The sequence below is a fragment of the Streptomyces alanosinicus genome (genome assembly GCF_014650595.1).
Classification (GTDB): domain Bacteria; phylum Actinomycetota; class Actinomycetes; order Streptomycetales; family Streptomycetaceae; genus Streptomyces; species Streptomyces alanosinicus.
Genome location: NZ_BMVG01000031.1, coordinates 1 through 25,640, shown reverse-complemented (window position 1 = coordinate 25,640; position 25,640 = coordinate 1). Strand labels below are relative to the sequence as shown.

Below are 25,640 nucleotides of genomic sequence, written 5' to 3'. Positions count from 1 at the left end.
GCGGTGCGTTTCGGTAGCAAAAACGGCCCCCACTTCTCCCCACTTCAGGGCCCCCAGAGATTCCGAAATTTCTCCGCGCCACCCCTTCAAAGAACGGATATTCGCGATGAAATGGGACGGTCGGGGCAGTCGTGGTTCACGTGAGCGACGCCCGACGGCGGGAAGCTGTCCGGGGTTCCCACTTCTCCCCACTTCGTCGAAATTGCTTGACTGAAGTCATGGGTAGCGGTACAAGTCCTGGTCTCTGCTCAGGCGAGGCGCCGCCGTTCGCGGGAACACGAAGGGCCCTTCGTTTCTCCTGTTCAGAGCGCCGTGAGGTCTTCTCGGCAAGTCGGCCGCGCCCTTCTCACGTATCCGAGTCTCTGCGGGATGACGATCGCTACTGAGGCGTCGCAGCTCGAAAATCTCCACGATGAACCGTCTCGCTGTACGCATGTGGCACCGCGGGCCGACCAGGTGCGCCTCGAAAGGGAGAGAGTCGCTCGGGCAAGTGGGAAGAAGTGGGGATCTCTTTCGCTACCAATGGCTCTGCCGAATGGTCCACGGTGTTAGCAGGACTTGTAAGTCCGCGCCCCTGGGCGTCTCGAAATGCAGCGAGGAGGCGAGGGTGATCCCCGTGCTCGACCCCATCACCACCGAATCAGCGTGCGGTCATGGCGGCCTGGACGGTGCCCCGCTGACGCACGTCGCCTGTGACATCAGCGGCCTCGCAGCCCCGCAGCAGGCTGCCCGGCGCTTGGTCCGTGACGTCCTTGCGGGAAAGGCCGGCCAGAGCTGGGTGGATGATGTTGTCCTGGTGGCTGATGAGCTTGTAGGAAACGCCGTTCAACACGCCAAGGCCGCGATCGGCATCTCCCTTGATCTGTACGTCTGGGGGGCGACCGTGCAAGTCAGCGACAGCGGCGCGGACGTCGAGGCCGTCCCGGGCTCGCTGCAGTTGGCCGATGAGTTCGACGAGGGCGGCAGGGGCCTCTTTCTGGTTGACGTGCTGTCCAGCGCGTGGGAGGTGCAGCCGGAGGACCACGGGAAGCGTGTTGTCGCAGTCTTCCTGCACCGAGAGGTCGGCGCTGCTCGATGACTCCGCATGATCTTGTCCCGCGTTCCTTGTGCGGTGACCTTGTCTTCCGGCCACTGGGCATCAGCAGCGGAACCTCACGTTGGGGTCCGTCCTCCAGATGCATCAACGACGGGCGGTTGCTTGACGGGCTACGGCGGGCTGTGGAGTCGGGCGTCGACCTTGTCGACACCGCTGACTTTTACGGCAGTGGGCACGCGGAGAGGTTGATCGGCAAGGTGCTCCGGGAATTCCCGGGCCACACGGTGCAGGTCGCCGGCAAGGTCGGGCACGTGCGCGGTTCAGCATCGCACCCGTACGCCGGCTGCCGACTGCGGCACCAGCTCGAACAGACGCTGGAGAATCTCTACCTGGACGCTCTGGCCGTCTACACACTTGATTCCTATGACTTCGGATTGGGGGATCAGCACCTCGATCCGGTTATCGAGCAACTGCAGGCGATGCGAGACCTTCGTCAGATCAGGGCCGTCGGTCTTCGCGGCCCCGATTCCCGCGACTCCGCGCGGCACATACGGCGTTTCCGTGAACTATTTGACCGGATCAGGCCGGACGTGGTCTGGACGCAGGCCAGCGGGCTTCTCCCCCTCGCGATTCTGGAAGACGGAGAGGACCTTGGTGCCTTCACCGCGCGGCACGGCGTCGGCCTCGTGGTTGCCTCCCCCCTGGCCCACGGTGCGCTGGTCGGCGGTTGTCCGGCCAGAGCGCTCGCCGCCCTGGAAGGTCGGGCGCTCGCCGATGCGGATGCGGCCGCCATGGTGATCGACCGGGGCTTGGCGGAGTTGTCCCTCCGATTCGGAGGGGCACCAAGCTCCTTGGTGCGGCTGGCACTGCGCTTCACCCTCCAAGCGGCCTCGCACGCTGTTGTGGTCGTGGGCGTGGGTGATGAACGGCAGGTGGAGCAGTACTTCAGCTGTCTCGCCGGCCCGTTGTCGGACGAGGAGCTCGCCGAGGTTCAGGAAGTTTTTACTCGCATACGGATCGGCCTGCAGGATCGAGCAGGTGGCGTCCCCGTTGCCGGGGTGAACGTGTGATCGAGGAACGGGCCGTTCAGCCGGCCAGGGGCACGGTCACGATCGTCTCCCAGCGGTAGGCGGACCTTTCTCGCCGGAGCTCGACCAGGTCGACCGCACTCACCTGCAACGGAACAGGCGGTAGCTTTCGTAGCTCGCTGACGGCATTAACCACGGGTGCGGCCGGGCGGCGGCAGGGGTTGTACGCGAGTCCGAGGTGGGGTCGGTAACCCGAGGACGGTGCTCCGCCCGGCACTCCGACGCGCCGGCTCACGTCCGTCAGGGTGAGGTGGAGAGCTACCAGTGGCGTCCACGGGGTCAGAGTGAAGCGCACGGCTCCTCGGGAGCCAGCCACGGGATGGGCCAGGAGAGGGAAAGGCGCGACAGGCAGCTGCCACGCCTCACGGCAGAGCCGGTCCAACACGTCCGGTCGCATCTGCGCCGCGGAGCCGACCTTCACTACGGTGATGTGCATCCCGTCCGTTGGCACGAGGTCCATGCCGAGATGCTCGATCTGCTGCTGGCACTGGGCGGCATGGGCTTCCAGGACCGGCGATCCGAAGTCCGTGATCAGCCAATAGAAGTGCCGTTGGCCCTGCGTCCATCCTGGGCGGTCCCAGTGATCAGTCATCGCGTTCAGAGCGGCGAAGGCGGCCCAGTCGTGTTCGACGATCAGGACAGGATCGTCCAGGTCACTCGGAGGAGCAGGCGGGAAGGATCGGTCGTCCCTCGTCAGAACGTCTCGCAGCGGGTGGCGGTCGCTCAGCATCGAGGACCTCCGTTCTGAAGGTAGCGCGGGGACCCGTCATCCAGGGCTAGCAGCGCCTGGACGGTGCGAGCGCGCTGTCGCTCGGGGAGCTGCCGCAGTGCCTCGCCGCGCTCGAAAAACCGATGCTCCGAGATCTCCTCGTCCTGTGGTGACAGCTGCGCGATCTGCTCCGGTTCCAGGACGCCAGCGTCGAACACGAATCCCAGGAGATCGTCCCACGGACCATGCGGTGCCACCCAGTCCACGCAAAGAAAGCGCAGATCACCGACGGCTAGGCCGAGCTCTTCCGCAAGCTCGCGACGTACGGCGTGCTCGGGCGGTTCGTTCTCCTCCGCCATCCCGCCGGGAAGGTCCCATCCTTCCTTGTAGGTGGGGTTCACCAGAAGCAGGCGATCTTGCCTGTCGCGGATCAGGGCGTCGGCGGCCACCCGCTTCCGGGCCTGCTTCGCGTTGCCCTCGGCGAGGTACGCGTCACGGCCAGGTTCGCCTGGCCTGGGTGCAACGGTCACTGCGGGCCTTCCGGGAGGGCGAGACTGCCGAGCAGCAATCTACGGTGCTGGGCAACAGCGGTCATACGCGACAGCAGCTCACGCACAGCGGGGTGGCCGCGGTGCGTCACGAAATCCCCTTGCAGGCCGTCGAGCTGGACGCTGAGCCGAAGGGAGCCGACCGGCTGGCAGGCGTCCAGGAGGTCACCCGCTACAGCGCACGCTGCGTCGACCTGTCCTTGTGCCAGGAAAATCCGGGCCAGTGTGACCTGTCCGAACGCCCGGCTTCGTGCTCGGCTCGCGTCGCGCAGTGCTAGCGCCCTCTCGGCCTCCTCCGAGGCACCCTTGAGCACGTTGGCGTCCAGCAGCGCCAACGCGGACTCGCTTGCGAGGGCGGCGTCATCGAAGGGAGCCACCCAGTCCGGAGTCGTCGTCCCGCGTGCGAGGGCCAGGGTTTCACGCGCCTTCTCAAGAGCGCGCTGCGTCCCGGGCGCCTCGCCGAGCTGCGCGAGCGCGCGGGCTTCCATGGCGTGAAGACGGGAGGAAAGAACCGGCACCGGCGCTGCGCTGGCGATCCGGCTCAGGCCTTGACGGGCCAGATCGGCTGCCTCGCTGGCCTGACCGTTCTGAAGGGCCAGGTGGCTCATGCCGGCCAGGACGTTGGCCGAGACAGAGACGTCCGTCAGGCTCTGGCCCAGGCGCAGTGCGCTGGCGCGATCGTCCCGCCCTGCGTCATGGGCCATCCATGCCGCCATCTCCGTCAGCACGGCTGCCGCACGGAACGCGTCTTCGCCGCCGCCCGGTTGGTTCTCTGCGCCGAAGAGACCGGGGGCGACGGCGGTGTGGAGGTATTGCACTACGGACCTGTAGACGTGACCGCCCCCGAGCTGGCGGTCTGCAAGCCGGAAGGACGCCATGGCGGCGAGGTGCGGAGACTCGGTCTCGGGCCCCGAGGGCCTGCTTTCGGCAGCGGACGCGATCTGAGCATCGCTCCGCTGACTGGTGGATGGCAGTGGTGGGCCGAACAGCTTCTCCGCCGGCTCGCCGAGAAGGTGTTCCAGCACTCTGCAGGTATGCCGTCGGGGGAGGCCCTTGATGTCTCCGATCATCCATCGGTCGAAGGCAGACCGGGAGACGAATGCAGAGGCAAGAGCGGGGTTGCTGTCCAGCCGTGCCACTTCCTTGGCGGCTTGCTTGTAGTGGAGACAGAACGTCTCGTAGATGCCCAGGTTGCGGCCAGTGACCACCTGGTGGAATCGTCGAGCCGTTCCGCGCATCACTGCCTCCGAGACTCAGAGGCCGGTGCCGAAGCCGAGAAGCGGGACGTCGTACAGTTCCGCGGCTCGACGGCGCGTCAGTCCAGGCCTGTTCTCGCTTCCGAGCACCTCGATGATGGGAATCTCGCAGATGAACTGCACGGTCGCGTCCAGCAGGTGAGAGACCCGTCCGTGAGCGGAGTCGCCCTTGAGGCCGGCGGCGACATGGATGTGGGGAGCAAGGTGCTCTTCTTCGGTGTCCCACGCGAGCGTTCCGCCCCCGAGCGCTTCGAGTGTCTCCACCGTGATTTCTTCCCAAAGCGGGGCTTCGGGGTTGGCCAGAGGCGTGCAGGATCCAACCAGCCGGGCTGTGCTGAACCCGCCGACGAAGGACGGGATGAAGCCTGCGCGGATGCCCTGTTCCGAGCAGAACGCGGTGAGGCCCGTGAAGAAGTCCTCGCCGTGGTCGAGCGCGAGCATGAAGGTTCTGCCGGTGTTGATGAGGGTGGAACGCATGGTGTGGTCGGTCCTTGTCTGGTCGGGCGGATCAGTGACGCTCGCGGAAGGCCTTCGCGATCTCGGAGCGGGACGAGCCCGCGGCGAGGAGTGCGCCGAGGAGCAGGCGTGCCTTGTACGGATCGAGCGTGCCAGCACCGATGAGTCCGCGGCTCCGCAGATCGCTCTCCGAGCCGGGAAAGGCATAGGTGCTGTTCAGGATCGGGCCCGCCCCGATGCGAGAGGCGAGAACGACCGGCATCCTGTCGGCCAGCGCCTCAAGGCGGGCACACCAGCTCTCCGGGACGTGGCCCACGCCAAAAGCGGCGATCACCAGTCCGTCGAGCTTGTCCTCAAGCCCGTCGAGAAGGAGGCCGTCGCTGCCCAGCGTGGCGGTGACGAGCTCCACGCGGGGCAGCTGAGAACTGGGCCGGGGGACGGGCGGGACCGGTGCGAGGATGCCTCGGACGTGCGGATTCCCCTCCTCCACGTATCCGACGGGCCCGGTCTGAGGTGAGGCGAACGCGCCGGTGCTCGTGGTGTGCATCTTGCGGACATGACGCGCGGCGTGGATCTCATCGCTCAGGACGACGAGCACTCCCATCCCCCGCACCTCGCTGGCGACGGCCGTTTGTGCTGAGGCCAGGAGATTTGCCGGGCCGTCAGCCCCAGCCGCAGCCGCCGTTCGCATGGCCCCGGTGAACACCACGGGAGCGGAGCCCTGGTAGTAGAGGTCGGTCAGGTACGCGGTTTCCTCAAGGGTGTCGGTGCCCTGAGTGACGACGACGCCGTGGAAGCCCTCGTGGTCGGCCTGGGCGAGCCGCTGAACGAGGCTGACGATGTCGTTGATCGTCAGCGAGGCGCCGGGCATCTGCCGGAAGTCCTCAACGACGATCTCCGCGACCTCCCGAAGGCCCGGCACGGCGGCCACGAGATCGGCCCCCGTCAGGTTCGGCACGACGCCGCTGACGCTTGCGCCAGTGTGCGTCATGGCGATCGTTCCACCCAGGGTCAGCACCAGGAGTTTGCGGTTCAAGGTGGGGTCAGCGGAGTTCACAGAGGGCCTTTCGGAGAGTGTGGATGCCGAGGCAAGGAAGCGGGTTCAGCGGTCTGGTGCGAGTGCGCCGAGGAAGGCGAGGGCCTCGTCGACTGCCTCGACGGTGAGCAGTCTGCTTCGGGGCCGGACCAGGTCGGCCACGCCGTGCTCGCCCAGGGAGCGGCAGCGCGAGGTCAGCCATGCCCAGTCGATGTCGAGATAGTCCGCGAGCGACCGCAGCCGCCCTTCCGTGTCGGTGCCCACCAAGAGATCTTCATCTTGAGCGTCGCCGAACACCTCGGCGTACGTGCGCAGATCCCCGCGGCTGGTAGTGGTACTGGCGGCCCACAGCACCTCACCGTGGACTCGCACCCAGTTCGCAACGACGGCCCTTTGGCCGGGCACCAGGGCCACGCCGTCCACGTCCGAGTACTCCGGCTTCGGTATCACCCGCACGCGGATGCCGAAGTGCTCCATCAGGGCGATGGCCAGGAGCAGGAGGATTCGTTCGTACCGCTCGGAACGAGTCACGGTGGCGTTCGGGAGGCAGAACACACGGGTGGTCGGCGATGCCGTGCTGTGGAAGCGATTCAGCGCTCGCAGGTACTCGATCTTATGCTGGAAGAACAGCCACGGCGCAGCTTCCTCTCCGCTCTGTTCCCGGGTCCAGAAGGTCGGCACCGTGGTGGCGTCGGCGAGCTGATGCTGAATGTGCTGGGCACAGAACGCCGAACCCACCCAGCTCGTGCCGACCGAGGTCAGGTCCACGAACATTCTGCTGGGTGCCGATCTCGGCAGGGCAAGGTAGGTGCTGAGGAGGCGCTGCTCCGCATCAAGTGCCTGGTCGTCGGCCAGCAACCCGTCATCGAGCTGCGTGAGGGACCAAAGGATGCCGTAGGTGAGGTCATCCAGGAGGTAAGCCGAGGGGATCGTCATCCCCGCCGTAGACATGCCTGAGCTTGCCGCCCTACGTGCTGGGCCAGCGTCGCGGACGTAGAACTGCGGGTCGTTGTCCCTGTTCTCAACTCCCACGAGGAAGCCCCGGCGCGCCGGCCGTAAGAACCGCTCGAGTTCGTGGAGTCCATCCGCGTTCATGTCCCAGGCACCCGTGTCATCACCGCATCGAGCGACAGGAAGGAAGTGCACCGCGGCGCTGGTGCCGTCCAGATTCTGCCGGCCAGACAGCTCCCAAGTTCCTACCAGGGCGTCGGCAGGAAGAAGGAGACGCGAGGTGGTCCACCGCGAAGCGATCCGTTCGGCGGCTTCAGTGATCGGCTTCGCAATAGAGTCAGAGCCGTCCGCCGGGCTGAATAGCACATCGACTGTGTGCCCGAACATGCGCTCAAGGACCTGTGCCGCCTCGCCTCGGGGCCGGCCGAACCACGTTCCGGATGACCAGCGGTCGAAGGTTGTGCGTCCTACAGTCACAGAGGCCAGGCGGCGGTTTCCCGACTCATGAGCCAACTCCCTTGTCGACGCCGCAAAGTGGACGCAGAACGCTTCCCAGCGGAGAAGCTGGCGCTCCTGGAGCAGGAGGCTGAACAGCGTCCGGCGCATCGCGCGGCCCTCCCTGGGTGAGTATGGGCAGCAGAGCAGCAGAAGGCCACCACGCGGGGCGACGCAGGCTGCACACTTCGTGATCCCGGCCAGGATGCTCCTCCGGGTGTGTTGTTAGCAACATGACTGAGCAAATTGCTCGGCGGATTGGTTGTATCGGTCCCGACGAACCGTCACACTGGCCACCATGCCGGAAGTGAACCAGGTGCCTTGGTCGCTGACTCTCAGCGAAGTAGGCGCCCGTCTTGAGGAGTTGCGGAAACGCCGCGACCTGACGCAAAGCCACGTGGCCGGCGTGCTACGAGACCGTGGCATCAGGATCGACACGAGCGGGCTGAGCAGGCTCGAGCAAGGCCAACGACGTCGCGTCTCCCGTGACCTCGCCGAGGCTCTCCTCGACTGCTATGACGCCGACTCCACCGAACGTGCCGAGATCCTCCAGCTTCTCAGCGCCGACACCACTCCGGCCGGACGGCCGCGACCAGCACTGTGGCGACGCAACGCCGCACTGCTCGGACCGATGCAGTTCGAGGGCTTCCTGAAGATGGAGCGGAGAGCCACCGCCATCCTCAACTACGAGCGAGCACTCATCCCGGGACTGTTCCAGACTCCGGAATACGCCCGAGCCGTAATTGCTGGCATGCGCCCCGAGCTCCGTCTCGCCGAGGTGAAGGCGCTCGCCGATGTTCGTGTGGACCGGCAGCGGAAGGTCGCCGACTGGGCGCTACAGGACTTCCGAGCCCTCATCGACGAGGAGGCGCTCCACCTCGACGTCGGCGACCCAGCAGTAATGCAGGTGCAGTTGGAGCGGCTCATTGAGGAATCCGAGAAGACGAGCCAGGAGATCCGGATTCTCCCGGACACGGTCGGACTCCATCCGGGGAAGGCGGGGCCGTTCGTTGTTATGCGCTTCCCAGAAGCCGCCCGCGCGGTTGTGTGGGCGGAAACCATGGTCAGCTCGGTGTACTACGACGGAGAGGCGGATGTGCAGCGCTACACCGAGGCTTTCACGAATCTGTGGGAGCGGGCATTGGAGCCCACCGAGTCGCGCGTACGCCTCAAGAAGATGATCAAGGAGCTGCAACAGTGACAGCGAAGCCCGACCCGTCCTCTTTCGACCTCGACAACGTCGAGTGGACAGTCTCCAAGTACAGCGGAGGCGGTGGAAACTGCATCCGGGTCGGCGTGCAGAACGGCTACGTCCTGGTCGGCGATTCCCAGAACCCTGCCCGGCTTCCGCACGTCTTCACGACGGACGAGGCCAAAGCCTGGCTGATGGGCGCGAAGGACAACGACTTCGACTTCCTGCTCGACCTCTGACCTCTGGCTGAGGCAATGGTCGACGGGTCGGCCCCAAGGCGACTGGGGCCGACCCGTCTCATGGTTCCCCACGCATCCGCCGCACACATCTGTGTGCGGTTCCCCCTGGACTCCCTACAGCGGCCATCCACGGAGACGCATGGCAACTGCGCCGTGACTGACGAGGCGACGCTCCTCATGGACTTCGAACGCACGTCGCTCGGACCGCCCGAGTGGGACCTGACATCGACCGCTGTCGCTTATGACACCTTCGGCACGGTGTCGGATGAGCAGTATGCGGCCTATTGCGAGTTGTACGGCTACGACGTCAGGAAGTGGCCAGGCTATCCCACCCTTCGTGGCATCCGGGAGCTGCGCCTCGTGACCTTTGCCCTCCAGATTGCGGGCCAAGATCCAGACATGCTTGCCCAGGCTCGCTATCGCCTTGAGTGCGTAGGGGGCCTGCAAGGGCCACGTCCATGGCGGTGGCAGGCTGTGGCGTGAACAGTGGTCGAATGGGAACGCCCTCCGGCCAGACCGTACCCAACTGGGCTGCTTCGGATGCGTATTCACCGTCCCGCTGTCAGTCGACAGCCAACCCAGTCCGGTCCCAGTCCCTGCCCGGCGCGGACTGGATTGGTATGTCCTCGGAGGGTGTGGCTTCCGCGACATTCGATCTCGTATTCCCGGGCACCGGCGTCCTCGGCCTTCCGACGGGTCCTGGACTCGAATTGCCGGAGACCAGGCAGTTGGCGACCTCGGGAATGCGCTCTGCCTTGCGTTCCAAGGCGTACGTGGGCTGGCCTTCGGAGGGAGACAACTTGCGAACGAGCTGGAAGTGCTGCTGTTGGTAGTACGAGGCGAGGGCTGGGGAGCTGCAGTCGCGGCGGACGCGGCTGATGTCTTCGCGGGCAACGCGGTCGACGGCCCAGTCGGCGATGAGCGTGCCGAGTTTGCGGTGGCGTTCGGCGGGGTCGGTGACGGTGCCGTTGAGGTAGAAGGCGGTGTCCGCAGCTTCGCCTGTGGTCCAGGCCCAGGGCGCCGCGGTCCTAAGGATCGTGGTGCAGCCGAGGATCCGTTCACCCTCCTCGGCAAGAACCCACATCTCGCTCGGGTGCCGCGTGCAGTTGCTGGCCAGCTCGCGGACGTGCAGTCCCCAGCTGTGCCAGCTCGGGAGCTGCTTGGCTTTCATCCAGTCGGAGCGGGCCTGGATCATGGCGGCGAGGCCGGGTTGGTCCTCCGGCGTGGCTGGGCGCATTACGAGCATGCGGTCCGCTCCTGTGCGCTCGTCAGTGAGCGGTCGGCAGTCTGGTGTCCTGGTCTGAACCATAGACGTCTGCTGCCTGGCAGGTGCAACCCTATCGGTGCTGGGTGCTGGGTGCTGGGTGCTGGGTGCTGGGTGCTGGGTGCCGGAGCGGTGTGTGGCGGGATGCGGCGGGGCGGGGCCGGGTACGCCGACGGCGGCCCGGGTCCCAGGGGGCCGGGCCGCCGTCGCGTCGTCCTGAGCCTGTACAGGGTGACGGCTCAGGCGTTGGAGGCCGGGACTGGGTGAGGTTTCCTGTGACGCTGCGCTCCGTCGACAGGACGTGGGCGCGACGTGAGCGGTCGCCCAGACCCAGTGCCTTTGTGGGCAGCCTCGTCAGTCGGTCTGCATGGGCACCGCGAGGTACTGGTTGGCCACCCAGCCCCACTCGCCCTTGTGCGCTCCGCGCTCGACCTTGACGTAGGCCCATGAGCCCTTGTTGCAGGACCACCAGACGCCGGTCATCTTCGGGAGCTGGCCGGTGGCGCTGTATCCGGCGCCCGGGCCGGTGCGGATCTTGAGTGCCGAGGCGGTCTCGACCCACGAGTGGATCTGGGCCTTGCTCGTGCAGGCGCTGCCGCCGACCGTGCCTGCGGCGCTGGCGGTGGAGGCGGTGGCGATGGCGCCGCCGACGAGCAGCGCGCCGGTGGATGCCACGGTCGCGACGCGGCGGGTGAGGGTGTTCATGTGCGGCTCTTCCTGGGGTCGTCGGCCAGAATTCGCTCGCGCGGGCCTGCGCAAGGCTTCTTCACCAGTGATGCGGTGTGGTGAAGGCGGCGAAGAAAGTCAGGAACGCGACAGGTTCGTCTTCGTTCCGGATTCGATCTTCTGTCTGCGCAGGGGAGTTGACCAGGCTCGGTTTATTCCGTGAAACGGGATTCCGGAACGGCGTGGTCAGGTATGGGACGTTCCGGAAAACGGTACGCAGGAAGACGAATTACAGGAAGCGAGGTTTCCGGCAATCCAAGGCGACGGTCATGCCGCGGTGACGGAGACGACGAGGGCCCCGATGACCATGTAGGGGCCGAAGGAGACGTGCGTGCGGCGGGCGCGGCCGACTGCCATCCGCGCCACCTCCGACACCGCGCCGACGACGAAGCCCGCGCCTGCTCCCCAGAACAGGGCCGTCCAGCTGCTCCAGCCCAGGAGCGCTCCGATGGCCGGTGCGAGCTTGACGTCTCCCAGACCCATGGCGCCAGTGAACGCCATGAGGAGGAAGACGGCGGTGAGCACGGCCGCGGCGGCCGCGGCGCGGCCCAGGCTTCCGGGCTCGCCCGCCAGCGCGGCCGCGGTGAGCAGGATCAGCGTCCCGCCGCCGGCGGGGAGGGTGAGCACGTTGGGGAGCCGTTGCACAGCGAGGTCGATCAGCGACCCAGTACTGGGCGGCGGCGAACCAGCCGTTCGCCCCGCCCGCTGCGACCGCGGCGAACGCGGCGGCGGCGGCCGCCTCCGGTGCGAGGGTGTGCGGCCCGATCGCCTGTGTGCACGCCGGGCAGCGTCCGGAGACGGGCAGTACGGGCAGCCGGCCTCGGAGGATGGAGCTGTTGCAGTGCGGGCAGTGGCTGCGTGCGGACGCGGGCGCCGGGACCGAGCGTGCGAAGACCAGCGGGCGTGCTGCGGCACCGGTCAGGGCTCCGACGGCGGCGGTCAGGGCAACGCTGAGGGCGGACAACCGAGACTCCTACGCGCACAGCCCGGCCTCCTTGTGTCGGGCCGGTCGGCTTCGACCTTACGACCCGCCGCGACGACTCCCGTCGGCCCGCCTCCATGAAGCCCCGCTGCTGCGCCCGGTGAGTACCGAGCCCGGGCGGTGCCCCGACGGAACCTGAGGGGGTCCTTGCCGTCGTAGGGCGCTGGCTCATGCTCCCCGTGAGCTGGCGTCGAGCGTCTCCGCCAAGCTGAGCACGGCCAGGACCTGCACCTGGCCCTCGGCCGGCTGCAGGGTGCCGGCCGCGGTCGCCTCGGCGACCCGGGCCGCGTGTTCCAGTGCCATCGCCACGCCGGTCGGCTCCCGGTACGTGGTCAGCCACTCGAATCCCGCGCGGAGCGCGGCTGCGAGGTCGCCGTCGTGGTCCTCGGGACCGTTCGTGGTTAACGCCTTGAGCCACAGGTCGGCATGGGACTGCACGATCGCGGCGAAAGGCCGGTAGTCCGTGACGGTGCCGCACCGGCCGCCGGCGCCTTCGGGTCCGCGCCGCCCGGTCCAGCTGTTCGCCAGCCACCGGTGGCGGTGGCAGACCTCGAGCCGGTAGTCCACCGGCCGGTCCCGTGCTCGGGTGCGGCGTTCGACAACGATGGTCGACGGCGCGGTGCATGTGGTGATCTGGCGCAGGACCGGCACAGCGGTAGCCCCTCCTGGTCGCGGGTGAGGATCTGATCATGACCACGGGAGGTGCACGCCGTTGTCCACGATTGGACGCTACGGCTGTGACCCGGCTCTCATTCTCTGGCCGAGGGATGAAGCGTGAGGTGGCCGGGCGGTTCCCGGACGTCGCCGGGGGCCATGTCGTCGCGCAGGGCCGGTATCGGCCTGCAGCGGCGCACCGCCGTTTGCGACATCACCGAGACGCTGTCGACATGATCGGGCCACGTTCATGCGCACCCGCCACGGTGACGACTACGACGACGTCTCGCCGACCGCCGAGGTGTGGCAGGCCGCGGACGGGGAGACGTCCGTCAGCCGCTACCCGCTCACCTACGTTCCGGTCGGGCCACTGGTGTCTGCCGCGCTCACCGCGGGCGCGGGCGGCCCCCCGCTGCTGCCTCTGCCCGTGCTCACCGAGCACGCCGGGGAAGGGGGGGCTGGTCGTGCTGCTGGGACCGATGTCCGAGCCGGTAGGGCTAGGGCGGGAGCGACTTGGGGGATGAGCCTTCCGGCGTGTCGCGCGGTGTATGGAGGACTGCGGAACGACGCATTTGCATGATCGATGTATGGAGTACTCGGGGCGGCGGTGCCTGGAGGCTGGCCTTTGCCGCGCCGATGGCGGGCGGTGCCGCCAAGCGTGCGCCGCGCTGGCGGGGGAGTGGGGGGATGCGTTCGGCCGTCTGGTCGACGGGCTGCCGGTGAGCCTGGTGAGGCCTAGCGATACCGAGCGGCCGACCTGGGCGGTCTATCAACACGAGCGGTACCTCGGCACGGTGCACGCCCGTCCGGACGACGACGGGCTGTGGCACGTGCAGTCCGTGGCGGAGCAGTGCCCCAGTCTGGATGATGCGGTGAGGGTGCTGCGCCGGCCGTCTTCCTGGTTTCGTCAGCGGCAGCAGGTGGCTCGCTGGGCGCGCACGGTGCTGGCTGATCCGGCGCTGCTGGTGATCGATGTCCAGACTGCCGGTCTGGGCGCACAGGCCTGGGCGGTGCAGATCGCGGCACTGGACGGCAGGGGCCGAACGCTGGTGAATGAGGTGCTCGACCCACGCGAGCCGATCACGGCGGCGGCCAGCGAACTGCACGGAATCACCTGCTCCCAGGTTGCTCACGCTCCCCGTTTCGCCGACCTGCTGCCGGAGCTGACTGGTGTGGTGGCGGGGCGGCGCTGCGTCGCCTACAACGCCCGCTTCGACTGCGGTGTCCTGGCCCGGGAACTGCTGCGCCACCACGCCGACGTCTCTTTGGTGCGGGCCTGGCTGGGCCGAAGCCGCTGGGAGGACGCGATGGGACCGGCCGCAGTGGCCGAAGGACTGTGGTCAGTTGATGGTTCGCACTACCGTCGCCAGCGCCTCGGCGGCCGCTATGACGCGGTCGACAAATGCCGGGCCTTGCTGCGGCGCCTGCATCACCTGGCCTGGGCGGTGTAGCGACGTTTGCTACCGGTCGAGAAGCGAGCGTGGCAGCCCGGGGCCGGCGGGGTGGATCTCCAGGTTGCCGTCGGCGTTCACCAGGACCCGGCGGCCGGGGTAGGTCCGTTGCGCGGTGATGGCATCGCGCTGATCGAAGTCGCCGGTGAACAGCAGCACGCCGTGGATGAGTTCCGTGCGCATCGGGGCGGTCGGCCAGCGGCCCAGGCACGCCGCGATGGTCATGGGCTCATCGGCAGCAGGCAGGTCGTCTGCTGCCATCACAGGCGCCTGTTCGCCCTTGGGTGGCCGTGAGCCGGTGCGCCAGCAGACGGGCGGCCCTCGTGAAGATCGGTGAGGAGCTCATCGATGAGGCCTTCTTCGTAGGCGGCCTGGCCGCACGCGCGCATGCTGGCGGCGAGCGATGGATCCCAGGGGGTGTCGCCGAGACGGTCGGGGGCCAGGGCGACTGGCTCGAAAGGTGAGGGGTGCAGGCTGGCGGTGTAGTAGTCGGCGGTCATGTGCCATGCCTCGGCTTGGGGCACCGCGGCCAGGACCGTCCGTACGAGGGCGAGACCCGCTGCGTCGAAGTCTGCGCGTACGGCGATGCGCCAGCCGCTGTCCGCGAGGCGGGCGAGAGCGTCGACTTCGACGGCCGAGACAGTCCCGGCGGTGCACAGCAGCCGCACTGGGACGTTGGCCGGCAGGGCGAGAGCCGCAGCGGTGATCGAAGGGTTCTCGGTGACGAACACCCAGGAGTCCTCCTCGCGGTCCGGTCCGGGCCAGGTGGCCTCCGCCAAGGTGTAGGGGGGCAGGATGCAGGGATGCCGGGCGGGCAGGGTCCAGCCCTTGGGATGGACGCCGACGCTGAGGAGTCCTCCGCTGAGGGCGTCGAGAGCCACCCGCAGCCGGCTCCAGGCCGCCCGCAGGGGCATGCCGGGGGCGGTCACCCCGGCGAGCGCGGCTTCGGCCAGGACGAGCCCGGCCAGATCGCTGCCCGCGTCCAGCCCGTGGGGGTCGCCGGTTACCCGGTGGGCCAACACGCGGCGGTCGACACAGCCGCGCACCGGCAGCAGCCGCAACACTTCGGCTCCCCTCCTCAGCAACTCCTCGGGCGCGGGATGCTGCAGGATCCGGGCCACACGGCCGGTGTGGTGCAGTTCCTCCCAGCCCTCGTCCGACGGCCGCACCGGGGCCTGGCCGGGCAGGGCCGCGCCAAGGCGCGCCCGAAGCAGCCGCAGCCCGCCTGCGCGGGCTGTCTGGCGGGCCCGCTCGGCAACAGCCGAGCCGAGCGGCCGACCGACCGCGTGGGCGGCGACGGCTCCCGGGGTGAGCCGGGCACCGTGCCGTCGCAGACGAAGCGTCAGCTCCTCCAGCCGGATCCTGCACCGCTCCCCGGGCGCCAGGATCCGGGTGCCGATCAGACCGAGCACTGCTGCTCGCTGCCCGGCGCCCTCGGGTGCTGTGATCACGGTGGTGCCGCCGGTCATGGACCGCTCGCCGCGTTTGTCGGCCCTGGCGGCGAGTTGTTCCCACAGCCACCGTGCTTCGGGGGTGAGCAGGGAGTCCAGCCGGGCGCCGTGGCAAGCCCCGTCCGGGCACCAGCCCCGGGAGCAGTCGGCTGGTGCGGTGCTCACTCGGTCACCTCCATCGTCCGGCCGGTGTTCTGGGCGGGGAGGTGCCCCGTGGCGGTGAGCATCTGGCGGCTGTAGAGGTGCATGGGTTCGGCGATGATGACGCCGGTGGAGGACTTGGCCAGGTCGTGGATGTCGATGCCGTCCCAGGCGCCGGGGGAGCCGTCCCAGTGGTGGCTGGTGCACATCAGGTCCAGGTCGAGACTGGCGGTGTACTTGGCGATGCCGTCCCGTCCGGCCTCGTCGACCTCACCGGGTACTTCGTCCAGCGCGCACAGGCGCAGAGCGTGGGCGGGCAGATCGCGGTACTCCGCCGCCAGCGCGGCAAGCATAGGGGCCAGCACGATCAGCCTGCTCTCGCCGCCGGAGACCGTCGTCTGTGGCTTGCCCCACTGCTCTTCCGTGCCGTCTTCGCGGACGATCATGTACTGCACGGTGACCCAGTTGCGGATGTCGATGGCCTCAGCCAGCCGCGTGGCCCGGTCGGCAGCTCCGCCTTCCTCGCTGTGGCGCATGACGGCCAGCAGTTCCTGGCCGACGCTGTGCTGCTGCTCGGGTGTGCGGTCAGCATCGCCGATCTCGCAGGTGAGCTGGTGGATGAGCGCACGCGAGGGCGTCAGGTCGGGAGCGAGGCGGACTTTGAGCTGGACGAGGAGACCAGAGGATGCTCTGGCGAGCTTCATCTGGGAGTTGATGTCCTTGACCCAGGTGTGGAGATCGACCCATGCGGTGCTGATGGCGGTCGGGATGCGACCGAGGACGAACTGCTGCAGAGCCTGGTCCTCTGCGCTGTCGTAGGCGGCCTGAGCCGCTTGGAGACGGGCGGCAGCGTGTTGCGCGGCCGCCGGCGGCGACATCGCCTTGTGTCCGGTCAGCGTCAGCTCGTGGGTGGGAAGCCCGTCGGGGGCCTGCCCGTGGCCGAGCTGCCAGTCGTCGTCCTCGCTGGCCAGATGTGCGCGCACCGCCGCGGCGCAGTCCTCCAGCGGCGTGCCCGGGGCCGGCACGGCCTGCAGTCGGCCGCGCAGCTCGGTGAGCCACCCGCTGGCGTCGTTGTCGTCGGCCGGCTCTTCGGGTGGGCAGTCGAGCAGTTCCCGCAGTGCCTCGAAGTCCATGAGCCCGCGTACGCGGTCCAGCAGGCTCTGTGCCGCAGGCACTGCTCGCTCCACCCGGCGCTCCGCTTCGTCCGCGGCCCGCCGTGCGTCTCCTGCCCGGCTTGCGACGCTCTCCATCCGGGAGCGGGCCTCCGCCAGCCGCTCTTGAGTGTCGTTGTGGGCCTTGTGGGCGGCTTCGGCCGCTTCCGTCAGCGCGAGCTCGTCCATCCCGCTGCGCTGCCGGCAGGCCTCCATTGCGGCGTGGGCGGCGAGGACTTCTGCGTAACTGGCCTGGGCCGCCCGTACCGCCTGAGCTACTTGCTGTGACGCGGCCTCTGCCTGCCCGGCCGCGTCCTGGACCTTCTTGAGGAGGCGGCCGATGCCCTGCAGATCGTCGGCGGCAGCGCGCACGGCCGCAGCGCGCCGCTGCGCGTCCTGTGCCTCGTGTTCCACCGCGAGGATGGTGTCGGGTAGTCCCAGCGCCACGGCCGAATTGCGCCACCGGCTCAGCGCCGCGCGGTGAGAACTCTCTTTGTCCTGGGCGATGCGGTCCTGCTGTGCGGCATGGGCGTCGGCTGTGTGCGCGGCCCGTGATGCCTCGGCCCGGGTGGTCTCCGCCCGGTCTGCGTCGGCCACGGCATCGTGGGGGAACCGGGAGGCTAGTTCCTGGACGGTGTCAGCGAACAGGGTCATCCGGTGTGCCGCCCGCGCATGCCGCATGGCCTGCTGCTGCCAGTGGTCACACTCGCCTTGAGCCTCTGCCGCGGCGCGCAGGGCGGCCGCCTGCCGGACGGCGGCGCCGATGTGCGAGGCCTGAGGTACCTGCCCGGCGTTCACCGGGAGCCGCCCGGTCATCACACCAGCACGGAACGTGCCGTCCGCGCCCACGACGAGCCCCGCCGCGATGTGGTCTGCCTCCGCCCCGACGGCGCTGGGCAGATATGCGATTCGCTGAAGGACGCGGGCCGTCACTTCCTGCAGCGGATGTCCGGGAACCGCCCGTAGGACGGCAGCCATCGACTGCTGCTCGGGCAGCGCCGGGCCGTGCGGATGCACCAGCCAGCGGCCGTGCCCGTCCGCCCCAAGCTCGGTCACCTCGGCCGACAGCAGACCCGCCGCCGCCATCACCGCCTCGGCCACATCGCGCAGCGCACCGCTCCCGGCGTCCGGCGAGGTCCATTCCACGGCACACGCGAACGCCCGCTCCTCATCGACCCCCTCGTGCCAGGAGGGAGCCGGCAGCGGCAGCAGCTCCCCCGAACCCAGACGCCACGCCCGCTCGGCCGCTTCAACGGCGGCCTTCTGCGCCTGCTCGGCCTGGCCGGCGTGGCGCTCGGCACGCGTGCGCGCCTGCCGGCTGCTGGTATCAGCCTCCAGCGCCACCTTCCGGGCGAGCCGACCGGCGTCGTGAACCACGCCGGAACACTCCCGTCCATCACCCCACCCATGAGCCTGTCCCGCGATCCCCCCGGCATCCAAGTGCGGGGTGCGGCACCGACCGCGGACCTCCCGCGCCCACCCCTGCACGCGGTCCGACAGGGCCACGACCCGCTCCTGGGCGTGCTCCAGGGTCGCCTGGTGGCGAGCAGCGGCCTCCTGCGCCGTCCCGGCGGCGGCATCGGCCAGCTGGCGGGCCTGAACGCTCTCCTCCTGCGCCACTTCGACGTCCCTGTAGGCCAGCGCGACCGCTGCTGCGTCCTCACCGCGCCGCTCCAGCCGCGCGCAGACCTGCTGCAGCTGCTCCACCGACTGCCCGGCAGCCGACTCGTCGACCGCCACGTCCACACGCGGGGCCTGTTCGAAGCCGCGCTCCCCAATACGCAAAGGCGCCTGCTCGTCGAGCCGCACGCTCACCGCAACGGCGACCGGCACCGGCACCAGCGCCGCGCGGCAGGAACGCGCCACCCGGTCCGTCAGCTCCGACACGGCGCCCACCGCGTCCTGCACGTCACCGGCGGTGCGCACCGCCGCCTCCGTGCGCACTGTGAGGATCTCGCAGTCCTTCTCGTGCGCCGAACCCGACCGTGCGACCTCGCCGCGGGCTTGAGCCACGTCGCTGGAGGCGGCATCGCTGGCCAGGGCCTTGGCCAGCTCGGCGGTCTGCCGTTCCGCGGCCGTCAGTTCCTCGATCGACGCCCGCAATCCGTCGAGGTCCCGCGCGCGTGCCTGATCGTTCATGCGCGCCCGGCCCGCCTCTGCCCGGTCTTCGGCCAGCGCGGCGGCGCAGGTAAGGGCGGCGTCGACGGCTTGTGCGCCGACCCGGGCGGCGGCGTGGGACCAGGCAGCGGCCAGGTCTTCGAGAAGCTGGGCGGATTTCGCGTCACGCTCAAAGCGCCGGCGGGTCGTCTCCGCCGCGGCGAGCGCCTCCTGGGTCGCCTTCACCACCTCCGGGCTCACGGTGGGCAGTGCCTTGCGCAGCTCGGCGGCGGCGTCGGCCGGCGACAGCCCGGTCAGCAGGCCGGGGTTGCGGACTTTCCTGATCTGCCGGGCGATCCGCCTGAGCGCCGCTGGGCCGCAGCCGAAGACCCGCTGAGCGAGATCCGCTACGTAGGCCTCGGTGGACCCGAAGACCTCACCGCCCTGGGCTTCGGCCCAGGCGCGGAAGTCGTCGAGGCTCATCGTGGACAGGTCGCTGCCGTCGTGCCCCGGGACGACCGGCAGCCGGAAGCCAGCCGTCTCCACGCTGTTGCTGCTCTGGGCATACTCCAGGCGCAGCCCGTAGTGCTGCTCTCCTGCGTCCGCATCCCCGCTGGCCGGATCGCCGGGCGGGCCGAAACTGATCCACATGTACCCGAAGCGCCGCCTGCCGCTGCTGCCGCCCTTCATCAGCGACACCAGACTCGTGGACCGCCCCGCCGCCGAACTCAGATGGTGGTGTGCGGGGTTCAACAGATAGGGGCACAGTCCCTCCAGCAGCGTCGTCTTCCCGGTGCCGTTGGGACCACGTGCCAGCCACCGCCCGGACGGGCAGGTGAGCACCTCCCGCGTGTAGTACCAGACGTTGTCCACGCCGGCTCCGATCAGATGCCAGCGCCGCCACCAGCGTTCGATCCCGTCCACCGGATTCACCGCCCAGCCTCCCTCACCCCTGTACCGGGCACTGCGGGCACCGGTTGTTCCTCGGGCAGAACCGTCCACCGTGCCCCAGCGGGCGACAGCCACCACCAGTCCTCGTAGCCGCCCACCACCCGCAGCAGATCCGCCTCGGGCTCCAGCACCTGACGCACATCTTCGGCCAGACGCGGCAGATCGCTCCGCAGGTCCTTGCTCCACCACGCATGTCGCCCGGCCATCTCGCCCAGCCGGCCTACCACCCAGCTCTTCGGCGCACCGCACCAACCCGGCCCCGGTGCTCCCGTCCCGCCCCGCTCACCCTCGGCGCTCAGCACGTCGATGAGCAGCAGCGCGGCATGCCTCACCGTTCCCGCACTGCTGCGGCTGCGGCCGGGAAACCGGAACGGCCCCATCACCTGCTCCTCGTATGTCTCCTGCGGCATCACGAACGCCGCCCCCTCCAGCCGGTGCTCCAGCGCCAGCCCGAAGGACCGGGCGACGGCCGCACCGTCCGTGGCGACCTTGTCACTGAGCCACTGCAGCTCGTCCTCTCCCAGATCACAGGCGTGCACCACGGCCTGATCGACGAGCATCGCGCACACCCTGATACCGGCGTCGACGGGCCGGACCAGCCCCGCCAGCCACCCTGCGGGGTCCTCGGCCGGGTCGATGGCCCACTGCCCCCACTCGTCAACGGGCACATCCCTGGGCAATACGCACAGAAGCCGGGTGTGATGGACCCTGAGCAGTACCGGAGGGTCGTCCTCGCCGTCCAGCAGCGCCTCGACGCGGCCCTCCAGCTCCTCCAGCACACCGCACGCGCACAGCCGCCGAAGGCCGGCCGCGAGCGCCGCCAGCTCCGCGCGCGACTGCGTCACCGACAGCTCGATCTCGGCTGCGGCCGCCCGCGCCGCCGCTGCGACCTGGCCCAGCCTGACCTTCACCGGCAACGACTCCAGCGCACTGACCGTGAGCCAGAACCACACCCCCTTGGGGGAGTCCCCCTCGGGCAGTCGCGCCGACAGCGGGGGAGCGGGGTTGTACACCCGCACCAGATCCGGCTCCACCACCAGCACACACCCCACCGCCGCCAGTACCTCGCGCAGCGCACTGCGATGCCGGTACACCGCCTCGATGACCGCGTCATCCCGCCCGCCGACCAGCCACGCCCGCGTCTTCAACACCCGGGCCAGCTGCCAGACGACCTCTTCCTCGTCCTCCCCTTGCCCCCAGCCTCCGGACAGGCTCATGCCAGCACCTCCACGCGCACCGCCGCCACGTCCGACCGCGCGCCACGCAGCTCCGCAGCACGCGCCGCCCCCGTGACAGCCTCCGGATGGAAGGCGACCTGCCGCCCCGGGACCAGCACCGACCACCCCACCCCGTCCACACGCCCCAGCGCCCCCTCCACCGCCGTCAGTACGCAGCCCACCCCGCCCACCTGCCCGGCACGGACGCCGCCCACCTCCACGCCCCGAGCAGCCGCCATCACCGCTCGCAGAGCCACCCGGCACGCACGATCCGACAGCGGGAACACACCCGCGAGTGCCTCGGCCACAGCCTCCCGCTGCTCCGCCTCGACCCGCTCCCGCTCCCGTGCCACCTCCCGCGCCGCCTCCGCACGGTCCCGCCGCGGCGTCACCGTGCCTCTTGGACCGCTCTGCCCGCTCGCGCGCAGCATCGCCAGTGCGGAAACCCGCGGCCCCGCATGCCAGGAGACGACCTCGCCGCCGCCTTCCCCCTCCGCACACGTATGCAGCTTCACCCACGGCCGGTCCGCCAGCGACGCCCGGAACACCGCCTCACCCCGCCGCGCATCACGGCACGCCGCCGCCAGGGACAGCGCCTTCGCCCGCAACGTCCCCGGCCCCGCCACACTCTGTTGCCGCCGCAGATTCGCGTGCATCATCGGGATCGCCCGCACCAGCTGCAACCCGAATCGCGCACACCTGCCCGAAGACGGCGCGAACCAGCTCAGCAACTGTTCCCAGTCCCCCTCTTGCGCCCCGCGCGAAGGAGCAAGCACCCCTCGCGCGACCAGGGCACCCGCCCGGGACTGTGCACGGCACGCCGCCGCCAATTCGGTGAACCGAGGCCGCAACCGCACTAGCTGTGTGTGGACGGCCACCACCCCCTGGTCGAGATGAACGACCACATGGGTCGCGTACTCGACGATGAGCTGCTTGAGCTCGGCCGTGCCATCCGCGTCCAGGTCGAAGCGGTCGGCCAGCTGGGCCAGCATGTCCGCCTGCCCCACCAGCGACGCATCCAGCTGGTCGTGCTCCACGAAAGCCTGCCCCGCCAGCTTCACCAGATCCTCGGGCGTCACATCCTCCTCCTGCAGAGCTGCGAGCGCTTCACGCATCCGGGCCAGCCCGTCCAACGGAATCTCCCGCTGGACCAGCCCTTCCGCCGCCAGCAGCGTCCACAGCCGCTGCACCTGCCGCCCCTGCGCCGTCGCGGTGTACCGCCACCGTGCGCCGTTCAGCTCCTGCCAGCGCTCGATGTCGTTGTCCGGCTGGCCCGAGACCGCCAGAAAGGTATCCCGCAGAGCGCGAAGCCGCTGCGCGACCACCACGGGGTGAAGGTCGACTCCTCCCGCTGCGAGCTGCACCGAGATCTGTGCGGGCGTCAGGTGGTCAACGGCCTGGTCCAGCACGTCCATGATCGCCGCGTACTCCTCGCGGACCGTGCTCATGACGTACCCGAACGCCCGGGTCGGGTCCTGTGCCTTCAGTTTCGTCCTGGCCCACCCCTCGACGATCCAGTTGTCGTCGCCGGAACCACTGAAGGGAACGATATGGGGCATTTGAACCTTTCTGGGGTTATGTGGCATTTGTTTGGATGTGAGGCTAAGTGGGGGCACTGACAATGCCTTCACCCGGGCGAGACCCGATCCACGAGCGGAGTGCGAGGGGATGGCGCCAGTCACTGTCAGGCAGGCGCCAAGAAGGGCCTCGATGTCGGAGAGGCGGAAACGAGCCTCCGCGCCGCGCAGCAGCTGCGCCACGGGCCCGGAGGTGACGGTGGAACCGTCCGCAGGGCGGCGACCCTTCTACCGACGGCACCCGTCACCTGGCCGTGAGCCTCACGAGCCGCGGTCGCGGAACGGGGCCAGGCTCAGAGCCAGTCACCGTGATCGCTCCTGCGAATGGGGCAACTCAGCAGCACATGTATTGAGCTCCGGCCCGACAGGTCCGCTTGCTGTGGTGCTGTGGTGCTGTGGGGGCTGACGGCTCCTCAGGAAGCGGAGGAGAGGCATGGCTTCGCTGCACCAGGCCGTTGCCGAACGGCAGCTGGTGGACCTGCTGGCGACCAGGGAGACCGCTGTGGCCCTGGTGCAGGCCAGATCGGCACACCTGTCGGGTAGGTTCGGCTCCTACGGGGACGCGATCGGTCAGCAGCACAGAACTCTGCCGTCGCGATGGCGGGCCGAGCAGCACGCCTCTTTCCTCATGGTCCACGCGGCGGTGGCGAGCGGGCGGGCTGCTGTGGCCGCAGTGGCGCTTGGCCAGGCCCCGGCTGCGGATGCCGACCGCGCACTCAACGGCCGCGCGCTCGGGCGGCTGCCACAGCCGTATTGTGCCGAGGTCGACCCGGATCAGAAGAGCGGACGGTGCGACGGTCTGATGCGGTGGGAGACACCGGCGGTGGCTAGGCAGTCCACTGGCTGCTCATTCACCAGCGTAGGGTGCCGGAGCCCCTACCCGGTGCCCGTCTACACCCGGACGTGGCTGGATCCGATGGAGATCCCTCTGGAGGTGGGGGATTCGTTGCCATCGCGCACCTGGGCGCACCTGGAGCAGGACGGAGGCGTGGCCCGGTGGCCATACGGCTCGGCATTCGTCTGGATCTTTGTCTCAAGGCGCTCATGATCGGGCAGAGGTGTCCACCTCGGCCAGGACGTCTGAAGGACGGACAAGGTACCGGCTGTACAGCAGCAGTAGATCTGCCGGAATCCCTGAGGCCGGAGACGACGCGCTCACCGGCATGCTGAGGGGTGTGTACCGGGGACGTGAGCGGCGCAGTCGGCGGCGCTGTACTTGTCTCGCGGCATCGACGCGAATCTGCTCCTCGGGCGGGGCGGCGGCCAGGGCGGCCTGTCCGGCCACGGTGCTCAGCACGAGCCGTTCGTCGGCGTGAAGACGGGGGCTCAGGCCCGCTGCGGTGGCCAGGTCGCGCAGGATGTTGCCGATGGTCTGCAGGCTGATTCCGGCGCGTTGTGCAGGGTCTTTGGGCTGGCGGCCGGCCACGGGCCGATGGCCGGCTACGGTTCCGTGCCGGTCGATCCGCCGGAACAGGGGGCCGACGCCGGCCACGCCGGCCGCGCGCAGCGTGGACATCCACTCCTGCCAGGCTCTGACCGGGCACAATTGCGGGTTGGCATGGGCGGGCAGGCGCAGTACCTGGTCGGGGGCGTGGGGCCGCAGCGAGCGGCAGCGGACTTCGAGAGCGGTCATGGACCCGGGAGAAGGAAGTGTCTGGGTGCCTGCCGTCCGTAGTACGACATCGTGCACGTCGTCGAGTTGCAGCGGGTGGGAGACCGCGAGAGCGGAAGCGGCGTATCGGTACAGCAGCAGGACGAGGACGTCGCGGCGCCCGCGGTCGGTGTCGCGATCGCAGGCCGCCGCCATCCGCGCCACGTCAACTTCGGTCACCTGGGTAGCTCTCATCGGTACCGAGTCGTCTTCGAGTTCCTCCGCCGCCGCAAGCCGGGCTTTGATCTGCCGTACGGCGTGCCGGTCAGCAGCCGCCAGGGGATGCCCCTGTTCGCGTAGCCATCCGGCCAGCGTGCCGTTGTAGCTCTCCAGCGTGCTGCTCAGGCGGCGCCGGTCGGCGAGATCTTGCAGAAACAACAACAGCGATGACGCCAGCAAGGGATCGAGTCCCGCTTCATCGCACCATTGCAGATATCGCTTGACGCGGCGCTCGGCGCTTACAACCATCGGTTCCTCATCGGGGATCGCGGGCACCCTCGTGCCCAGGGGAAGAACACGGGTAACGAGCGGGACCGTCTTTGCGTCAGGGCTGCTCTGCCAGGTGGCCTAACCGGTTCTCGGGGTGAGGCCGGGTTGCACGAAGCGACGAGTGACGTTCGGCTGTTGGGCCGTGGCCAGGGGCCGCACCGGCTCCCAGACCACGGCCACGGTGGCCACGGCTCACCGCCGGGTGACGATCACTCCGACCAAGTCGCCAGGACCACCACGGCGCCGAAGGCGACCGTCAGCGGCTGGCCCCAGGACGGGTCACGGCGGACCACGTAGGCGAGGCCAGCCGCGAGCATCGCACCGACGACGGCCAGGAGCAGGATCACCAGTAGGGCGATCGTGGACATGCGCGGTTCCCCCTCAGGGGTCGGGCACCCGGGACAAGCCCCGGGTGCGGGCTGTTGATGGTGGGGGAGAGCGCAAACACTTCCCATCCCTTCCGTGGCGGCGGAGCCGTTTGGACAGGGCGGCGCCAGATTGACTGGTGTGGGGGTTAGGCTCGCAACCCCGGTCTGACCAGGCCGGTTAGTGGAGATGTGAGCCTGGCCATGCATCGGGTCCGGTACTCCGGTGCGCGCAGCACCCATGCAGGTAGATGGGCGGAACTTTCACTCGCCCTGGTACTGGTACAGCTCGCCGAAGATCACGGCGGTCTCGGTGGAGGCGTCCTCACTCCACTCGTAGCGCGACAGCTCCTGGCCGTCGGCCTGGTTGACGACGCGGATGAAGGCGTTGGAGACCTGGCCGAAGGACTAGGGCGTTTCTGATGGCTCTTGCTGGGGTGGGTGGATCAGTTCTTCGGCTGGGCAGG

24 protein-coding genes and 2 pseudogenes are annotated in these 25,640 nt (G+C 69.0%); 7 read left to right on the top strand and 19 right to left on the bottom strand.

Translation table 11 applies throughout. The annotated features are described in order from the left end of the window. Nucleotides 1-607 precede the first annotated feature (607 nt). Nucleotides 608-1,078 carry an ATP-binding protein gene (locus IE277_RS36005; protein WP_229882216.1) on the top strand — a complete coding sequence of 157 codons (471 nt, stop codon included), beginning with the start codon at nt 608-610 and terminating at the stop codon, nt 1,076-1,078. Continuing rightward, complete coding sequence (locus tag IE277_RS36000; RefSeq protein WP_189957962.1) at nt 1,075-2,106, top strand: aldo/keto reductase; 1,032 nt, start codon at nt 1,075-1,077, stop codon at nt 2,104-2,106. Before IE277_RS36005 ends, IE277_RS36000 begins: the two co-directional genes overlap by 4 nt. A gap of 16 nt (nt 2,107-2,122) precedes the next feature. Here IE277_RS36000 and IE277_RS35995 read toward each other — a convergent pair whose 3' ends face one another. From IE277_RS35995 to IE277_RS35970, 6 genes are read right to left on the bottom strand one after another with little or no spacing between them, the layout of a single operon-like run. Continuing rightward, nucleotides 2,123-2,854 carry a 2'-5' RNA ligase family protein gene (locus tag IE277_RS35995; protein ID WP_189957961.1) on the bottom strand — a complete coding sequence of 244 codons (732 nt, stop codon included), beginning with the start codon at nt 2,852-2,854 and terminating at the stop codon, nt 2,123-2,125. Then, complete coding sequence (locus IE277_RS35990) at nt 2,848-3,363, bottom strand: NUDIX domain-containing protein (protein WP_189957960.1); 516 nt, start codon at nt 3,361-3,363, stop codon at nt 2,848-2,850. Before IE277_RS35990 ends, IE277_RS35995 begins: the two co-directional genes overlap by 7 nt. After that, nucleotides 3,360-4,619, bottom strand: coding sequence for an NsdA family TPR-like regulatory protein (locus IE277_RS35985; RefSeq protein WP_189957959.1), 1,260 nt, complete (start codon nt 4,617-4,619; stop codon nt 3,360-3,362). The genes IE277_RS35990 and IE277_RS35985 overlap by 4 nt, the downstream gene beginning before the upstream one ends. A 15-nt stretch (nt 4,620-4,634) precedes the next feature. After that, entirely contained in the window at nt 4,635-5,114 is a 480-nt protein-coding gene (locus tag IE277_RS35980) for a PPC domain-containing DNA-binding protein (RefSeq protein WP_189957958.1), read from the bottom strand. A gap of 31 nt (nt 5,115-5,145) precedes the next feature. After that, nucleotides 5,146-6,150, bottom strand: a complete 1,005-nt coding sequence (locus IE277_RS35975) for an asparaginase (protein ID WP_189957957.1) — start codon at nt 6,148-6,150, stop codon at nt 5,146-5,148. 45 nt (nt 6,151-6,195) lie between these two features. After that, the gene (locus IE277_RS35970; RefSeq protein ID WP_189957956.1) at nt 6,196-7,686 is read right to left on the bottom strand and encodes a hypothetical protein; all 1,491 of its coding nucleotides are present in this window, start codon (nt 7,684-7,686) and stop codon (nt 6,196-6,198) included. A gap of 187 nt (nt 7,687-7,873) precedes the next feature. Here IE277_RS35970 and IE277_RS35965 point away from each other — a divergent pair, with 187 nt between their 5' ends. The 3 genes from IE277_RS35965 to IE277_RS35955 all read left to right on the top strand — a co-directional run bounded on the left by IE277_RS35965 (nt 7,874) and on the right by IE277_RS35955 (nt 9,489). Continuing rightward, complete coding sequence (locus IE277_RS35965; protein ID WP_189957955.1) at nt 7,874-8,776, top strand: helix-turn-helix domain-containing protein; 903 nt, start codon at nt 7,874-7,876, stop codon at nt 8,774-8,776. Next, nucleotides 8,773-9,006 (top strand): DUF397 domain-containing protein, encoded by a 234-nt coding sequence (locus IE277_RS35960; protein WP_189957954.1) that lies wholly within the window; start codon nt 8,773-8,775, stop codon nt 9,004-9,006. Before IE277_RS35965 ends, IE277_RS35960 begins: the two co-directional genes overlap by 4 nt. 153 nt (nt 9,007-9,159) lie before the next feature. Further along, nucleotides 9,160-9,489: a hypothetical protein gene (locus IE277_RS35955; RefSeq protein ID WP_189957953.1), complete on the top strand. Its 330-nt coding sequence runs from the start codon at nt 9,160-9,162 to the stop codon at nt 9,487-9,489. Between the two features lie 79 nt (nt 9,490-9,568). Here the strand turns inward: IE277_RS35955 and IE277_RS35950 are convergent, their stop codons facing one another. The 5 genes and pseudogenes from IE277_RS35950 to IE277_RS35935 all read right to left on the bottom strand — a co-directional run bounded on the left by IE277_RS35950 (nt 9,569) and on the right by IE277_RS35935 (nt 12,629). After that, the gene (locus tag IE277_RS35950; RefSeq protein ID WP_229882214.1) at nt 9,569-10,201 is read right to left on the bottom strand and encodes a GNAT family N-acetyltransferase; all 633 of its coding nucleotides are present in this window, start codon (nt 10,199-10,201) and stop codon (nt 9,569-9,571) included. 423 nt (nt 10,202-10,624) lie between these two features. After that, nucleotides 10,625-10,975, bottom strand: coding sequence for an SH3 domain-containing protein (locus IE277_RS35945; protein ID WP_229882213.1), 351 nt, complete (start codon nt 10,973-10,975; stop codon nt 10,625-10,627). 288 nt (nt 10,976-11,263) lie between these two features. After that, the gene (locus IE277_RS47940; protein ID WP_229882212.1) at nt 11,264-11,641 is read right to left on the bottom strand and encodes a prepilin peptidase; all 378 of its coding nucleotides are present in this window, start codon (nt 11,639-11,641) and stop codon (nt 11,264-11,266) included. 121 nt (nt 11,642-11,762) lie between these two features. Then, nucleotides 11,763-11,960, bottom strand: a pseudogene (locus IE277_RS47935) (prepilin peptidase); the annotation flags it as partial. 186 nt (nt 11,961-12,146) lie between these two features. Then, complete coding sequence (locus IE277_RS35935; RefSeq protein ID WP_189957951.1) at nt 12,147-12,629, bottom strand: hypothetical protein; 483 nt, start codon at nt 12,627-12,629, stop codon at nt 12,147-12,149. A 590-nt stretch (nt 12,630-13,219) separates the two neighbouring features. On the opposite strand from IE277_RS35935, the gene IE277_RS35930 reads away from it, so the two are divergent. Beyond that, entirely contained in the window at nt 13,220-14,083 is an 864-nt protein-coding gene (locus IE277_RS35930; RefSeq protein WP_189957950.1) for a 3'-5' exonuclease, read from the top strand. A 9-nt stretch (nt 14,084-14,092) separates the two neighbouring features. Here the strand turns inward: IE277_RS35930 and IE277_RS35925 are convergent, their stop codons facing one another. The 5 genes from IE277_RS35925 to IE277_RS48990 are packed head-to-tail and all read right to left on the bottom strand — an operon-like array spanning nt 14,093 to nt 22,851. Then, entirely contained in the window at nt 14,093-14,344 is a 252-nt protein-coding gene (locus IE277_RS35925) for a hypothetical protein (protein WP_189957949.1), read from the bottom strand. Further along, complete coding sequence (locus IE277_RS35920) at nt 14,344-15,699, bottom strand: DUF2399 domain-containing protein (RefSeq protein ID WP_189957948.1); 1,356 nt, start codon at nt 15,697-15,699, stop codon at nt 14,344-14,346. The genes IE277_RS35925 and IE277_RS35920 overlap by 1 nt, the downstream gene beginning before the upstream one ends. Continuing rightward, complete coding sequence (locus IE277_RS35915; RefSeq protein WP_189957947.1) at nt 15,696-19,856, bottom strand: SbcC/MukB-like Walker B domain-containing protein; 4,161 nt, start codon at nt 19,854-19,856, stop codon at nt 15,696-15,698. The genes IE277_RS35920 and IE277_RS35915 overlap by 4 nt, the downstream gene beginning before the upstream one ends. Then, nucleotides 19,853-21,091 carry a DUF2398 family protein gene (locus IE277_RS35910; protein WP_189957946.1) on the bottom strand — a complete coding sequence of 413 codons (1,239 nt, stop codon included), beginning with the start codon at nt 21,089-21,091 and terminating at the stop codon, nt 19,853-19,855. The genes IE277_RS35915 and IE277_RS35910 overlap by 4 nt, the downstream gene beginning before the upstream one ends. Further along, a complete protein-coding gene (locus IE277_RS48990; RefSeq protein ID WP_189957945.1) occupies nt 21,088-22,851 on the bottom strand; it encodes a DUF2397 family protein in 1,764 nt (587 codons plus the stop codon). Before IE277_RS48990 ends, IE277_RS35910 begins: the two co-directional genes overlap by 4 nt. A gap of 250 nt (nt 22,852-23,101) precedes the next feature. Between IE277_RS48990 and IE277_RS35900 the strand changes: the two genes are divergently transcribed. Continuing rightward, nucleotides 23,102-23,716 (top strand): hypothetical protein, encoded by a 615-nt coding sequence (locus IE277_RS35900; protein ID WP_189957944.1) that lies wholly within the window; start codon nt 23,102-23,104, stop codon nt 23,714-23,716. Here the strand turns inward: IE277_RS35900 and IE277_RS35895 are convergent. The 3 genes and pseudogenes from IE277_RS35895 to IE277_RS35885 all read right to left on the bottom strand — a co-directional run. Then, nucleotides 23,711-24,787, bottom strand: a complete 1,077-nt coding sequence (locus IE277_RS35895; protein WP_189957943.1) for a site-specific integrase — start codon at nt 24,785-24,787, stop codon at nt 23,711-23,713. The genes IE277_RS35900 and IE277_RS35895 overlap by 6 nt on opposite strands. Before the next feature lie 230 nt (nt 24,788-25,017). Then, nucleotides 25,018-25,176 (bottom strand): hypothetical protein, encoded by a 159-nt coding sequence (locus tag IE277_RS35890; RefSeq protein ID WP_189957942.1) that lies wholly within the window; start codon nt 25,174-25,176, stop codon nt 25,018-25,020. Nucleotides 25,177-25,440: 264 nt separating this feature from the next. Further along, nucleotides 25,441-25,581 (bottom strand): annotated as a pseudogene (locus tag IE277_RS35885) (TerD family protein); the annotation flags it as partial. Nucleotides 25,582-25,640 lie beyond the last annotated feature (59 nt).